Source organism: Actinomyces sp. Z5, from assembly GCF_003287795.1.
Lineage (GTDB): Bacteria > Actinomycetota > Actinomycetes > Actinomycetales > Actinomycetaceae > Actinomyces > Actinomyces glycerinitolerans.
In genome coordinates this window covers 30,096-43,441 of sequence record NZ_QMIN01000064.1, presented here as the reverse complement: position 1 = coordinate 43,441, position 13,346 = coordinate 30,096, and the positions used below count along the sequence as shown (strand labels likewise).

Sequence of the window (13,346 nt, the reverse complement as noted above, 5' to 3'; positions counted from 1 at the left end):
TCCTGACACAAAACTGTCACCGATGTCCTGAGACATCACAGCGACGGTACGTACCTCTAGGTGCCGAACCGTCGACCCGAACACACGAACCGTCGTCGAAACGCACGAACCGTCGCCGCACCCGATCCACCGTGGCCCGCCGAGATCCACGGCGCTCTCTTCCACCCCCGCCCATCACGCCACGCACCGCACCCGATCTGCCGCGCACGCAACAGACAATCTAGACGCACACCATCCCTCAACCCACCGCACCCCCAAAACGGAAGAACCGCCAGCGGCTCTTCCGGCCCCCAAGTGCGTCGCCCCGGATTTGTCGAGCCGGCGTGGCTGTCTGACGACGTGGCCAGTCCACGACTGGCATCCCCGTTGCCTCGGACACGGCCCCGTACCGGAGACTCGTTCCCGCGTGAGCCGCCTACACGTCGGCCCAGCAACAACCAGCATCCCGTACGGAACCGAGCTCAGCACGTAACTTCAACCGATCTCGGTGGTTATTTCAACCGATCTCGGCGAGTCCGCGCGGTCCACAAAAATGACACCGCTGTCACAGTTCGCGATCGTCATTCCATCGCCGCCGTCGTTCGCGCCCGGCATCATGGTGGTGACTTGGCGCACAGCTGCGCCAACACTTCCCGAAAGGCATTCCCATGCGTACTTTCTCGCGGTACGGCACCGCGCTGCTAGCAGCCGTCATGGCCGGCGGACTCGCCCTGTCCGGCTGTGCCGGCTCCACCGACTCCGATTCCTCCGCCGCCGGCTCCGACGAGGGCCCGATCACCGTCGCCTGCGGCGCGATGGAGGATCTGTGCCAGGCCTGGACCGACAAGTTCACCGAGCAGACCGGCATCAAGGCCACCTACGTGCGCCTGTCCTCGGGCGAGACCGTCGCCCGCCTGGCCTCCGCCAAGGACAACCCCGAGTTCGACGTCTGGCACGGCGGCCCCGTGGACGGCTACGGCGAGGCCGTCAACCAGGGCCTGATCGAGGCCTACACCTCCCCCGAGGCCGCCAAGATTCCCGACGAGTACAAGGACCCCGACGGCAACTGGACCGGCGTCTACATCGGCGCGCTCGGCTTCTGCTCCAACCAGACCCAGCTGGACAAGCTGGGCGTGGACGTCCCCGACTCCTGGGACGACCTGCTCGACCCGGCCCTGAAGGGTCAGGTCTCCGTGGCCCACCCCTCCACCTCCGGGACGGCCTTCACCACCCTGTGGACCCAGGTCACGCGCCTGGGCGGCGAGGACGCCGGCATGGAGTACATGGCGCAGCTGCACAACAACGTGCTGCAGTACTCTAAGTCCGGCACCGCCCCCGGCCAGATCGCCGGGCGCGGTGAGGCCGCCGTCGGCCTGGTCTTCTCCCACGACTGCGTGAAGTACCAGGAGGAGGGCATGACGGACCTGGTCGTCTCCTTCCCCGAGGAGGGCACCGGCTACGAGGTCGGCGGCGTCGCCCTGGTGGCCGGGTCCAGCCACAAGGCGGCGGCCCAGGCCTACATCGACTTCGCCATCTCCGCCGAGGGGCAGAACGTCGGCCAGACCGTGGGCTCCTACCAGGTGCTGACCAACCCCGACGCCGACACCAGCGACAAGATGGCGAACCTGGACGACATCAACCTGATCGACTACGACTTCGCGGCGGCAGCCGCCGCGAAGCCCGACCTGACCGCCCGCTTCGACGAGGAGATCGCCGCCGAGCCCAAGGAGTAAGCCCGGCACCCGGTCGTCGGCCGGTGCGGACACCAGCGTGGTAGCCCGCACCGGCCACACCGCCCCATGCGTCCGCCTCAACCGGGACGGCCGCCATCGACCACTCCCCGCCAGACCCAGCCGAGGACCACCCATGACCTCAAGCGCGCCCCCTTTGACCGCCGCCTCCCTCACCCAGACACCTCCCGCCAAGAGCTCCGCCCGCGGCCGCACCCGGGTCAAGCAGGACCCGGTGACGACGACGATCCTCGTCGTCGTCCTCCTGGTCCTCGTCTTCCTGGTACTGCTGCCGCTGGGCCGCGTCCTGGGCGAGGCGCTGTCCGCGGACGGGCTGGCCGTGCTCAGCAAGCTCGCCTCCTCCCGCACCAACCGGGCCACAGTCCTGAACACGCTCGTGCTGGGCACGGTGGTGGGGACCGTCGGCACCCTGGTGGGCTTCCTGCTGGCCTACGTGCAGGTGCGGGTGGCCTTCCGCGGCAAGCGCCTGTTCCACCTGATCTGCCTGCTGCCGGTGGTCTCCCCGCCCTTCGCGGTGGCGACGGCGTCGATCACCCTGTTCGGGCGCAACGGCATCATCTCCACCCAGCTACTGGGGCAGGAGTGGAACATCTACGGCCTGCCGGGGCTGACCCTGGTGCTGTCGCTGTCATTCTTCCCGGTCGCCTACATGAACCTGGTGGGCATGCTGCGCAGCCTCGACCCGTCCATGGAGGAGGCGGCCGCATCCCTGGGCGCCTCCAAGTTCACGGTGTTCCGCACGGTGACGCTGCCGATGGTGGTGCCGGGCCTGGGCGCCTCCTTCCTGCTGCTGTTCACCGAGGCCATCGCCGACCTGGCGAACCCGCTGGTGATCGGCGGGGACTACACGGTGCTGGCCTCGCGCGCCTACATCGCCATCAACGGCGAGTACAACACCGCGGCGGGCGCCGCCTACTCCCTGGTGCTGCTGGTGCCCTCCCTGCTGGTGTTCCTGCTGCAGCGGTACTGGTCGGGCCGGTCCTCCACGGTGACGGTGACGGGCAAACCGACCGGCTCCTTCGAGCTGCTGCGCGCCAACGTGGCCCGCATCCCGCTGCTGGCCGTCTCCGTGGCGGTGCTGGCGCTGGTGGTGACGGTGTACGCGGCCGTGGTGGTGGGTGCCTTCGTGGAGATCCTCGGCGTGAACAACTCCTTCACGCTGCGGCACTTCGAGTACCTGCTGTCCGGCATCGGCAACGAGTCCATGATCGACACCACGATCCTGGCCCTGATCGCCACCCCGATCGCGGGCATTCTGGGCATGCTCGTGGCCTGGCTGGTGGTGGTGCGGATGCGCCGCGGCGCCGCCCTGATCGACTTCCTGGGCATGCTGGGACTGGCCGTGCCGGGCACGGTCATCGGTATCGGCTACCTGGTGACCTTCAACCGGCCGGTGGCCCTGTTCGGCGTCAACATCATCGCCCCGCTCGCCGGCGGCGGCGCCATCGCGGGCGGCGCCATGGCCATCGTCATGGTGTACGTGGCGCGCTCCATGCCCGCCGGGCAGCGCTCCGGCATCGCCTCCCTGCAGCAGATCGACAAGGCCATCGACGAGGCCTCGACCTCGCTGGGCGCCTCGGGCGCACAGACCTTCCTGCGGGTCACGCTGCCGCTGATCCGGCCGGCGTTCCTGACCGGTCTGGTCTACGCCTTCGCCCGCTCCATGACGACGCTGTCCCCAATCATCTTCATCACCACCCCGCACACCAAGATCATGACCTCGCAGATCCTGGCGGAGGTGGACGCGGGCCGCTTCGGCAACGCCTTCGCCTTCTGCACCATCCTGATCCTGATCGTCATGACCGTGATCGGCGGCCTGAACCTGCTCATACGCGGCACCGGCGCGGGACGCGAGCCGCGCTGAGCGGCCCCCGCCGGGCCGCGCGGCGTCGTCGGCCCCGAACTCACCCACCCAGCCACCCACGCCCCGGCCAGCGGGGCGAGAGCCAAGGAGGCTCCCACATGACCACTTCCGCCACCTCCACGTCGACCGACCGCTCCGAGCGCTCAGCCACCGAGAAGGACGCCCCCACCGGGCACCTCGAGCTGCGCGACGTCGTCAAGGTGTTCTCGGGCCGCGGCAAGGACGTGTACGCCGTGCACGGGGTGAGCCTCGACGTCGCCCCCGGCGAGTTCATCACCTTCCTGGGCCCCTCCGGCTGCGGCAAGACCACCACCCTGCGCATGATCGCCGGCTTCGAGAACGCCACCGAGGGGCAGGTGATCCTCGACGGGCAGAACATGGTCTCGCTGCCACCCAACCGGCGCCCCATGTCCATGGTGTTCCAGTCCTACGCCCTGTTCCCGCACCTGTCCGTGCGCGACAACGTCGGCTACGGCCTGAAGCTGCGGCGCGTGCCCGCGGAGGAGATGCGCGAGCAGGTGGACGTGGCACTGACGTCCATGAACCTGACCTCGCTGGCGGACCGCGCCCCCAATGAGCTCTCGGGCGGCCAGCAGCAGCGCGTGGCACTGGCGCGCGCCATGGTGGTGCAGCCCAAGGTACTGCTGTTCGACGAGCCGCTGTCCAACCTGGACGCGAAGCTGCGCGTGCGCATGCGCCTGGAGATCCGCCGTCTGCAGCAGCGCATGGGCATCACCTCGATCTACGTCACCCACGACCAGTCCGAGGCGATGACCATGTCCGACCGGATCGTGGTGATGAACGCGGGGCGGATCGAGCAGGTGGCCACGCCGGAGGAGATCTACCGGCGGCCCGCCTCCACCTTCGTGGCGGACTTCATCGGCCGGGCGAACTTCCTGCAAGCGACGGCGCAGAACGTATCCGCGGGCAATTGCGGCGTGCAGGTGCTGGGACGCGGCATCGAGGCCGCCTGCCATGCGGACGTGCGCGATGGGGACGCCGTCACCGTGGTGGTGCGCCCGGAGTCGGTGCACCTGGAGCCTTACGACGCTGCCGGAAAGGCCGCCGACGCGGGCGAGCTCGTGGGCGACATGGGCCGCGTGCTGTCGGCCGTCTTCTACGGCGACCACGTGGAGTACGAGGTCGAGACGCAGGTCGGCACCATCGTCTGCCTGGAGTCCGACCCGGACGTCAGCGCCGTGCACGCCGAGGGCGACGCCGTGCGCGTCAGCTTCGCCCCCTCCCGCGCCTGGGTGCTGCCCGACGACGGCGAGTGAGTCGTTGGCCCTCGCCGCCCCGGTCACGCACTGCAAGCGCCCGTCACCATCCCGTAATCTACGGGTGTGGCAATCGCACTGAAGGATAGAAAAGACCGCACCGATCCCATCACGCTCGAATACCTGTACGCAGCGCTGCGCATCGCCTTGCTGTGCGCAGGCCTGGCCTGCATGGTCGGCTCCGCGATCAGTCCGTGGTACCTGTGCTTTTACAGCCGCGAGGCGGAGGCCTTCACTCTTTTGGGGATGCTTGAAGCATCGAAGCAATTCGAGGGAGTTAGTTCATATGCTGTCATTGGAGCTCTGATGGCCGCAGTACTCTGGCTGTGCGCGGCCATGCGCGTAGGCGCAAAGAATGAGCAGGTAGACAGCGGTATGGCCGCACTGACAGCACTTACCGCACTGGTATTGTTCGCGTGCCACGGCTCCGTCAGCGACGCCGTCGGTAATGCCGAGGCCGGACCGGGCCTGCCGCTGATGCTCCTCTCGGTGGCTTTCAGCGGGACTTGCGCCGTGAAGCTGCGCCGCTAGCGCTCAGCCGCGCCGCTCCTGCGCGGCCGCATACAGGGCGTCCGGGTCGGCGAGCCCGTGCGGAAAGGGCGTGTCCGGGACGATGGCGCCGTCGGCGTCGAGGTCGAAGTACACGCAACTGCCGGTGGAATCCGGGTCGTCCGTCGTGTTGGCGAGCCACTTAGAAGCGCAGATGCCGACCAGCTCCAGCCCGGGCGTTCCCTCTACCGCAGCCAGCACCGCCGCCGCCTGCTCCTCGACCGTCGGCCCGCCCGGTTGGTCCTCCAGCCACCGTGCGGTCAGACTGACAACTGAATCGGCGGGCCGAACGCTTGCGGTATCGCCCTGGGAGTCCAGCCAAACCGAGCCTTCGTCATTCGCCGGAAGCGCCTCCATGACGGGACCCAGGACCTCTGTGGGCACGGTCTTATCCGAGTCGGCCCTGACCTCCACCTGCCAGCCGCGCACGCGTACATTATCCGTGGCCGTCGCCCTTGTTCCGGCGTCGGCGGGGGCGCGCGCAACCAGGCCCGTCGGGACCGCGTCGGCGTCGGCGCGCGTGACCCGCAGGGAGTCGGGGCGGGCGACGATCTCCTCCACGCCCGGGCCCGCCAAGTCGTAGGCGTACTCCAGCGGGGCGCAGTGGGGCGCCTCCCAGTCGCGTCCCGCATACGATCGCGGCCAAAGCAACTGGTCCTCGTAGACGATGCTGGTTCCGCTCCTGGTCAGGCGCAGGCTGAGATCGCGGCGGATGTCGTCACCGGCCTCGGGCTCGAATAATCCGTTGAGCTGATCCGCCAGTTCACAGACCTCGGCGGCGGTGGTATCGGGCCGGATCTCCGCCTCCACCACGAGGCGCTCCGGCAGCAGCTCAGGCCACTCCGGATAGAGCTGCGTCGTCGCCGTCAGTACGGCGTCCTGGCCGTCGGCCCAGGACTCCACCTGCCGGCTCAGCCGACTCAGCGGCGAGTTATACGAGATCACCGCCAGGGTCACCGCCGTCACCACCACCAGGCAGCAGATGACGGCCGCCCACAGGCCCCGACCGCCGGGCAGGCGCCACGCGCGCCCCCGTGGCCGGGAACCGGCGGCGGACGCGGCGGGCTCGCTCATCTCATTCCCCACCTGGGATGCCGCACCAGTATCCGCAGAGGCCGGAGAGAACCCAGTTCTTAGAAATCCCAGTCCTCGTCCTGGGTGGCCTCGGCGGTGCCGATGACGTAGGAGGAGCCGGACCCGGAGAAGAAGTCGTGGTTCTCGTCCGCGTTGGGCGAGAGCGAGGCGAGGATCGCCGGGTTGACGTCGGTGGTGTCGGCCGGGAACAGCGCCTCATAGCCGAGGTTCATCAGGGCCTTGTTGGCGTTGTAGCGCAGGAACTTCTTGACGTCCTCGGTCAGGCCGAGCTCGTCGTAGAGGTCCTCGGTGTACTGCTCCTCGTTGTCGTACAGCTCCATGAGCAGCTCGAAGGTGTAGTCCTTCAGCTCGGCCTGGCGCTCGGGGGAGGACTCGCGCACCGCCAGCTGGTACTTGTAGCCGATGTAGTAGCCGTGCACGGCCTCGTCGCGGATGATCAGGCGGATCAGGTCGGCGGTGTTGGTGAGCTTGGCGTGCGCCGACCAGTACATGGGGGCGTAGAAGCCGGAGTAGAACAGGAAGGACTCCAGCATGGTGGAGGCGACCTTGCGCTTCTCGGGGTCGTCGCCGCGGTAGTAGTCGAGGATGATGCGGGCCTTGCGCTGCAGGTTCTCGTTCTCCTCGCTCCAGCGGAAGGCCTCGTCGATCTCGGTGGTGGAGATCAGGGTGGAGAAGATCGAGGAGTAGGAGCGGGCGTGCACCGACTCCATGAAGGCGATGTTGGTCAGCACCGCCTCCTCGTGCGGGGTGCGGGCGTCCGGGATCAGCGAGACCGCGCCGACGGTCCCCTGGATGGTGTCCAGCAGGGTCAGCCCGGTGAACACGCGCGTGGTCATGTTCTGCTCGGCCTGGTTCAGCGTGGCCCAGGACTGGACGTCATTGGACAGCGGCACCTTCTCCGGGAGCCAGAAGTTGCCGGTGAGGCGGTCCCAGACCTCCAGGTCCTTGTCGTCGACGAGCCGGTTCCAGTTGATGGCCTGGACGCGGTCGATGAGCTTGATGGGCTCAGGCATGGGGTCCTCCCGGGTGTGCTCAGTTGAGGCCCCTCATGCTACCGACGACGACGTCGCCCTCCCGGCCGCGCCGACGTGAGATGCCCCGCGGCCGGGGCCGACGCATGCACGTAATGCGCGAGGCTTCCCGCAGACCCGGACTGCTGATGCCTTAGCCTGGTGCCCTTCCGGCATGCAACGAATGGAACTGTTGATGATCGAGTCCTACCCGGTACTGTCCCTCGTCCCGCCACTTCTGGCGATTGCGCTGGTCATTGGGACGAAGAAGGTCATCTCGTCCCTGGCTGTGGGCATTGTTGCCGCCGCTTTCCTGGTTGCCGATGGCGGCATCCTCAGCACCCTGGCCAAGGTCTGGGAGGCCTTCTCCCAGATCTTCTGGTCGGAGGGAGCACCCAACTCCTACTACATCCTCATCCTGGTCTTTCTCCTGACGCTCGGCGTCATCACCTCCCTGGTGCTGATGTCCGGCGGCACCCAGGCCTTCGCCGAGTGGGCGATGACGCGGGTCCGCACCCGCCGCGGCGCCCAGGTGCTCGCGGCGGCGCTGGGAACCGCGATCTTCGTGGACGACTACTTCAACGCCCTGGCCGTCGGGCAGGTCGCCCGCCCTGTCTCCGACCGGCAGCGGGTGTCGCGGGCCAAGCTCGCCTACCTGATCGACTCCTCCTCCGCACCCGTGGCCGTGCTCGCCCCCTTCTCGAGCTGGGGCGCGTCAATCATCGGCATCATGGGGCCGATCGTCGCGGCCGTCGGCATCCAGGTCTCTGACGCCGGCGCCTTCATCCGCTCCGCAGGGATGAACTACTACGCCATCGCCGCCCTGACCCTGCTGTGGATCACCGTCGTCCTGGAGATCGACTTCGGCCCGATGCGCCGCGAGGAGAGCCGCGCCTTCTCCACCGGTGGCCTGTACGACCCCGACGAGCAGATCCCCGGCCAGCTCACCGATTCCCTGCCGCGGCACGAGCCGGGGGCGATGCGCGCCCTCATCGTGCCCTTCGTCGTACTGGTTGCCGGCGTGGTCGGCGGCATCTTTCTGACGGGCCACCGAGCCTCCGGCTCCTGGTCCATTCTCGAAGTCCTCGCCAGCACCGACGTCGCCCTATCCCTCAATATCGGCGGGATCCTCGGGCTCGCAACCGCCGCCTTCTACTACTTCCACTTCACGCACGAGGACCCGGTGTTCGAGGCGAAGACCGCCGCCAGGGGCGTCGTCGAGGGCGCCCGCTCGATGCTTCCGGCCATCAAGATCCTCCTGTGCGCCTGGATGCTCGGCTCGCTGATCGCCGAACTCGGTACGGGGGCCTACCTGGGCTCACTCGTCGAGTCGACCGCGGTGTCGGCACGGTGGCTCATCCCGATGCTCTTCGTCGTCGCGGGGGCGATGGCCTTCGCCACCGGCACCTCGTGGGGCTCCTTCGGCATTCTCCTGCCGATCGCGGGGGAGATCATGGGCGCGGTCGCCGGGGGCGCCGAATTGCTGATCCCCGCGTTCGGGGCAGTGCTCGCGGGCGCCGTGTGGGGCGATCACTGCTCCCCGATCTCTGATACGACGATCCTGTCGAGCACGGGCGCGGGCTGCAACCACATCACCCACGTCAACACGCAGCTCCCCTATGCGGGCGCCAGCGCGGGCGCGGCGCTGCTCGGGTATGTGGTGTTCTCGGCGACGGGTTCAGGGGTGCTCGGAGTTGTTGTCGCCGTCGCCGCACTGGTGGGCTTCGCCCTCGCCGTCCGCGTGTGGCTGCCGGTAATCGGCCCGGCGAGCGACGCCTCGTCCGCGCCCGCGGCCGGCGACGGGCATGAAGAGGTGCCGTCCTCGGCCTGAGGGCCCACCAGATCGGGCTCCACGGCGGCCTTGATGTCGAATCACGACCTTGGGATGCGTTTTACGACCCCGGGGTGGTCGTGAAACGCACCCCAAGGTCGTAAACCGTCAACCGCCGCCAGGTGCTTGTCGGTCTACCTGCCCGCCCCCACACCTGAACCGATGACGACAGCCACTCGCCACACCTCCAAATCGGAGGAGTCCATTGACTCAGCGGTACAGCGGGAGGGAGCCGGTCAGCGAGGTGACCTGCGCACGCGGGCCGATGAGCGCCACGGCGAGGTAGTCCAGGTCCGCGGAGGCTACGGCCGCGAGCGCGCGGGTGTACTTGTCATAGGTGTGCGCCCCGGCCGCCGTCTTAGTGAAGCCGATGATCTCGATGGGCGGTTGCGCCTGCGCGAGTTCGGCCAGGTGCTCCGCGGGGGCGACCAGTACCGGAACGGGGGTGTCGGAGATGCCGGCGTGCAGGCGGCCGTCGGCGTCGGGCACGTCGGGGCCGATGAGGTCCTGATGGCGGGCGCCGATGGTGAGCGCCAGCAGCGCGCTGGCGTTCGCTGCCCTGGCGGCGGTGGTGCCCTCGGCGATGACAATGACGATCTTGCGTTTGGTCGCGTTCTGCTGGCTCACGGCGGGTCTCCTTAGAGGGATTGATGAATATCGGCTGGCGGACGGGTTTGATCCGGTCCGCGGAACGGGCGGGTGAAGCGGGAGACCAAGTTGGCCTCCGGTGAACGCCAGGGCGGGCTCGACCCATGCAGGGCATAGTAGTCACCCATTAGGTGACTATGCGAATAGATTGCTGGGTGACTAGGCTTCGGCGGGGTGCTCCGGGGCACTCGATGCCACCCGAGCATTTCGGGCGCGTCGTGCACCGATGGACGCCGACGCCGATGCATCGCGGTCAAACGCCACCACACGGTCACGGCGTCTCCCCTGCCCCTGTACGCAGTTGCGAATTGGAGGATGCGGATCATGGCTTCAGTAGCGGAGCAGTTGCAGGCACTGGGGATGACCGATTGGGAGTCCCGCGCCTACCTGGCGCTGTTGGAGGAGGCGCCGGCAACCGGCTACGCCATCGCCAAGCGGGCCGGTATTGCTCGCTCCAAGATCTACGAGGTGCTCGCCTCTCTGGCCGCCGACGACTACGTCCAGCTCTCGCGCGGCGAGCCGCAGCTGTACGCACCCCTGCCCCCGCGCGAACTCATCTCTCGTCTGCGCTCCCGCTTCAACGACAATCTTGATGCCGCTGAGGCCTCACTGTCCGCCTTCGCGGCCGATGCCGTCCACGATGGCGCCATCTGGGACCTTCAGGGACGTGCCGCCATTATTGAGCGGGCCAACCGACTCATCGCCGCCGCGCAGCACCGCATCCTCGCCGAGCTGTGGGCACAGGACGTACCCGCCCTGGAAGACAGCCTGCGTCGGGCCGCGGACCGCGACGTGGAGATCATCATCGTCGGTTATGGCGAGATCGAGCTCGACTGTGCAACCGTCCACCCCCACCCCGCCACGGACACCGTCACCGCCGGGCTGGGCGGCAGGTGGGTGGTCGTCTCGATCGACGACCGCGAACTCGTGGCCGGGAACGTCTCCGCCGGAGCGCACTCGCGCGCCGCCTGGACCAGCCACCCCGGCCTGGTGGTGCCCGTGACCGAGCTCGTGCGGCACGACCTGTACAAGTTGGAGATGCTGGCCCGCCACGGGGACATCCTGGAACGCAGTTTCGGCCCCAGCCTCCAGAAACTGAGGGACAAGTACGCACCCCTCAACTGATCAAGCACCGGGGCGCCAAGCGCTTGCCACCCGGGCCGACTCTGCCAGCGAGAGCGTTGCACGCAACGGCTCAGCACCTGGGAGGAAGAACCGCAGAATCATGCGGAAAACAATCGCCGGCACAAACACGTGGCCTCGCTCCAGTGTGCAGCGAGGTCCTCGTTGCACACTGGAGCCTACTCACGGTTATCCAGCCGAACACAGGAACAGCGAGATTCCAGCGAAAACTCGCCCTCCCACGGAATCGTCGCGGCGCCGTTGCGTGCAACACCGCTTCAATGCGCCACCTAGAGAGGTCCGAGTCCCGCCTGAAGAGGCGAGCCGCCCCGCTCCCGCGCCCGCCACGGTTCCCAGTTCCACCCAGTTCACCAGACGGAGCCTCACCATCCGCGACGCTGCAGCCCCCGCGAGTTCGTCGAGGCGCAGGCACCGCCGCCCTATGCCCTAATCTCAGCCCATGACCGAGACTCCCTCCGACATCCCGTCCGCGACGCCCACTGCGGCCCAGCCCGTCGGCGGCTCCGTCCGCCGTCCTACCCCCGTCGATGCCGTTGCCGAGCGCTACGTGGAGAGCCTTGCGGACCTGTCCCCCGAGTTCGCCGTGTCGGTGGGTCTGCCCGGCCGCCGCGGCGAATTGGACGGCTACTCCCCCGAGGCGCTCGACGCACTGACCGACCTGGACCGGCGCACGCTCGCCGAACTGGAGCAGGTCGCCCCGGTCGACGCGGTCGACCGCGTCACCGTGGCCGCCATGCGCGAGCGGCTGGGCGTCGCCATAGAGGCGGCCGACGCCGGTGAGGCGCTGCGCCGCCTGGACAACATCGACTCTCCCATCCAGAACCTGCGCGACCTGTTCGACAACCTTCCCACCGCCACCGAGGCCGACTGGGCGGACTTCGCCGCCTGCCTGCGCGACGTGCCCCGCGCCCTGGAGGAGTACGGCGACTCGCTGCGCCTGGCCGCGAGCCGCGGCGACGTGGCCGCCCGCCGTCAGGTGGAGGCCTGCATCGGCCAGGCCCGCACCCAGGCGGCGGAGTCCTCCAGCTCCTACACGGCGCTCATCGACGCCGCCACCACCGTAGGCGGCACCCCCCTGCCCGAGTCGCTGCAGGCGGAGCTGCGCGACGCCTCGGCGCAGGCCCGCGCCGCCTACGGCCGCATCGCCGGCTTCCTGGGCGAACAGATCGCACCGCTCGCCAGCGAGGTGGACGGCGTGGGTCGCGAGCGCTACGCCCGCTTCAGCCGCGAGTTCCTGGGCGCCGTGGTCGACCTGGATGAGACCTACGAGTGGGGCCGCGAGCGCCTGGCCGCCATCGACGCCGAGCAGCGGGAGATTGCCGCGCGGCTGTACGGCGCGGGCGTGGGCGTGCGCGAGGCGATGGACCGGCTCAATGCCGATCCGGCGCGCACCATCCACGGCACCGCCGCCCTGCAGGCATGGATGCAGCGCACCGCGGATGATGCCATCGCCGCCCTGGACGGCACCCACTTCGACATCCCCGCCCCGCTGCGCACCCTGGAGTGCCGCATCGCGCCGTCGGCCACCGGCGGCATCTACTACACGGGTCCGAGTGACGACTTCACCCGGCCGGGCCGCATGTGGTGGTCCGTGCCGGAGGGAACCGACACCTTCGCCGCCTGGCAGGAGCGCACCACCGTCTTCCACGAGGGCGTGCCCGGCCACCACCTCCAGGTCGGCATGCAGACCTATGTGCGCGACGAGCTCAACGCCTGGCGCCGCCTGGCCTGCTGGGTCAGCGGTCACGGCGAGGGCTGGGCCCTGTACGCCGAACAACTGATGGCGGACCTCGGCTTCCAGGACGACCCGGGCGACCGCATGGGCGTGCTCGACTCCCAGCGGCTGCGGGCCGCCCGCGTGGCGCTGGACATCGGCGTGCACCTGGGCAAGCGGCGCCCGCCGGAGCTGGCCGAGCTGCCCGGCGTCGGCGACGGCGTCTGGGACGCCGACTCGGCCTGGGCCTTCCTGCGCCACAACGTGGCGATGACCGAGTCCTTCCTACGTTTCGAGCTGGACCGCTACCTGGGCTTTCCGGGGCAGGCGCCCTCCTACGCGGTCGGCCAGCGGCTGTGGGAGGCGACCCGCGACGAGGCACTGGTCCGCGGTGAGTCCCTGAAGGACTTCCACATGCGGGCGCTGCGGCTGGGCAGCGTGGGCCTGGATGTCATGCGCGAGGCGCTGGCCGACTAGGTCGACGC

The 13,346-nt window shown here is 68.7% G+C and carries 10 protein-coding genes; 7 read left to right on the top strand and 3 right to left on the bottom strand.

The genetic code is table 11. The features are described from left to right. Positions 1-647: 647 nt before the first annotated feature. The 4 genes from DRB06_RS09025 (at position 648) to DRB06_RS09010 (ending at position 5,402) form a co-directional block, all read left to right on the top strand. Positions 648-1,712 carry an ABC transporter substrate-binding protein gene (locus tag DRB06_RS09025; protein WP_073329752.1) on the top strand — a complete coding sequence of 355 codons (1,065 nt, stop codon included), beginning with the start codon at positions 648-650 and terminating at the stop codon, positions 1,710-1,712. Between the two features lie 133 nt (positions 1,713-1,845). Beyond that, a complete protein-coding gene (locus tag DRB06_RS09020; RefSeq protein WP_111819761.1) occupies positions 1,846-3,594 on the top strand; it encodes an iron ABC transporter permease in 1,749 nt (582 codons plus the stop codon). Between the two features lie 98 nt (positions 3,595-3,692). Then, entirely contained in the window at positions 3,693-4,871 is a 1,179-nt protein-coding gene (locus tag DRB06_RS09015) for an ABC transporter ATP-binding protein (protein WP_111819760.1), read from the top strand. Positions 4,872-4,937: 66 nt separating this feature from the next. Next, positions 4,938-5,402, top strand: coding sequence for a hypothetical protein (locus DRB06_RS09010; protein ID WP_108965511.1), 465 nt, complete (start codon positions 4,938-4,940; stop codon positions 5,400-5,402). Between the two features lie 3 nt (positions 5,403-5,405). Here the strand turns inward: DRB06_RS09010 and DRB06_RS16155 are convergent, their stop codons facing one another. Both DRB06_RS16155 and nrdF read right to left on the bottom strand, forming a co-directional pair. Next, positions 5,406-6,494, bottom strand: coding sequence for a hypothetical protein (locus tag DRB06_RS16155; protein WP_181575242.1), 1,089 nt, complete (start codon positions 6,492-6,494; stop codon positions 5,406-5,408). Between the two features lie 59 nt (positions 6,495-6,553). Beyond that, complete coding sequence (gene nrdF / locus DRB06_RS08995; RefSeq protein WP_092610757.1) at positions 6,554-7,528, bottom strand: class 1b ribonucleoside-diphosphate reductase subunit beta; 975 nt, start codon at positions 7,526-7,528, stop codon at positions 6,554-6,556. 172 nt (positions 7,529-7,700) lie between these two features. On the opposite strand from nrdF, the gene DRB06_RS08990 reads away from it, so the two are divergent. Next, entirely contained in the window at positions 7,701-9,356 is a 1,656-nt protein-coding gene (locus DRB06_RS08990) for a Na+/H+ antiporter NhaC family protein (RefSeq protein ID WP_258522215.1), read from the top strand. Positions 9,357-9,566: 210 nt separating this feature from the next. Here the strand turns inward: DRB06_RS08990 and DRB06_RS08985 are convergent, their stop codons facing one another. Continuing rightward, a complete protein-coding gene (locus DRB06_RS08985) occupies positions 9,567-9,983 on the bottom strand; it encodes a DUF2000 domain-containing protein (RefSeq protein WP_181575241.1) in 417 nt (138 codons plus the stop codon). A gap of 345 nt (positions 9,984-10,328) precedes the next feature. Here DRB06_RS08985 and DRB06_RS08980 point away from each other — a divergent pair, with 345 nt between their 5' ends. Further along, on the top strand, positions 10,329-11,129 hold the full coding sequence (locus tag DRB06_RS08980) for a TrmB family transcriptional regulator (RefSeq protein ID WP_181575240.1): 801 nt from the start codon (positions 10,329-10,331) through the stop codon (positions 11,127-11,129). 457 nt (positions 11,130-11,586) lie between these two features. Further along, entirely contained in the window at positions 11,587-13,338 is a 1,752-nt protein-coding gene (locus DRB06_RS08975) for a DUF885 domain-containing protein (protein ID WP_111819754.1), read from the top strand. The last annotated feature ends 8 nt before the right edge of the window (positions 13,339-13,346 follow it).

Excerpts from the sequence above, each read along its gene's own strand:
- DRB06_RS09025 (WP_073329752.1), top strand. The coding sequence starts at position 648 with ATGCGTACTTTCTCGCGGTACGGCACCGCGCTGCTAGCAGCCGTCATG.
- DRB06_RS09020 (WP_111819761.1), top strand. The coding sequence starts at position 1,846 with ATGACCTCAAGCGCGCCCCCTTTGACCGCCGCCTCCCTCACCCAGACA.
- DRB06_RS09015 (WP_111819760.1), top strand. The coding sequence starts at position 3,693 with ATGACCACTTCCGCCACCTCCACGTCGACCGACCGCTCCGAGCGCTCA.
- DRB06_RS16155 (WP_181575242.1), bottom strand. The coding sequence starts at position 6,494 with ATGAGCGAGCCCGCCGCGTCCGCCGCCGGTTCCCGGCCACGGGGGCGC.
- nrdF (WP_092610757.1), bottom strand. The coding sequence starts at position 7,528 with ATGCCTGAGCCCATCAAGCTCATCGACCGCGTCCAGGCCATCAACTGG.
- DRB06_RS08990 (WP_258522215.1), top strand. The coding sequence starts at position 7,701 with ATGCAACGAATGGAACTGTTGATGATCGAGTCCTACCCGGTACTGTCC.
- DRB06_RS08980 (WP_181575240.1), top strand. The coding sequence starts at position 10,329 with ATGGCTTCAGTAGCGGAGCAGTTGCAGGCACTGGGGATGACCGATTGG.
- DRB06_RS08975 (WP_111819754.1), top strand. The coding sequence starts at position 11,587 with ATGACCGAGACTCCCTCCGACATCCCGTCCGCGACGCCCACTGCGGCC.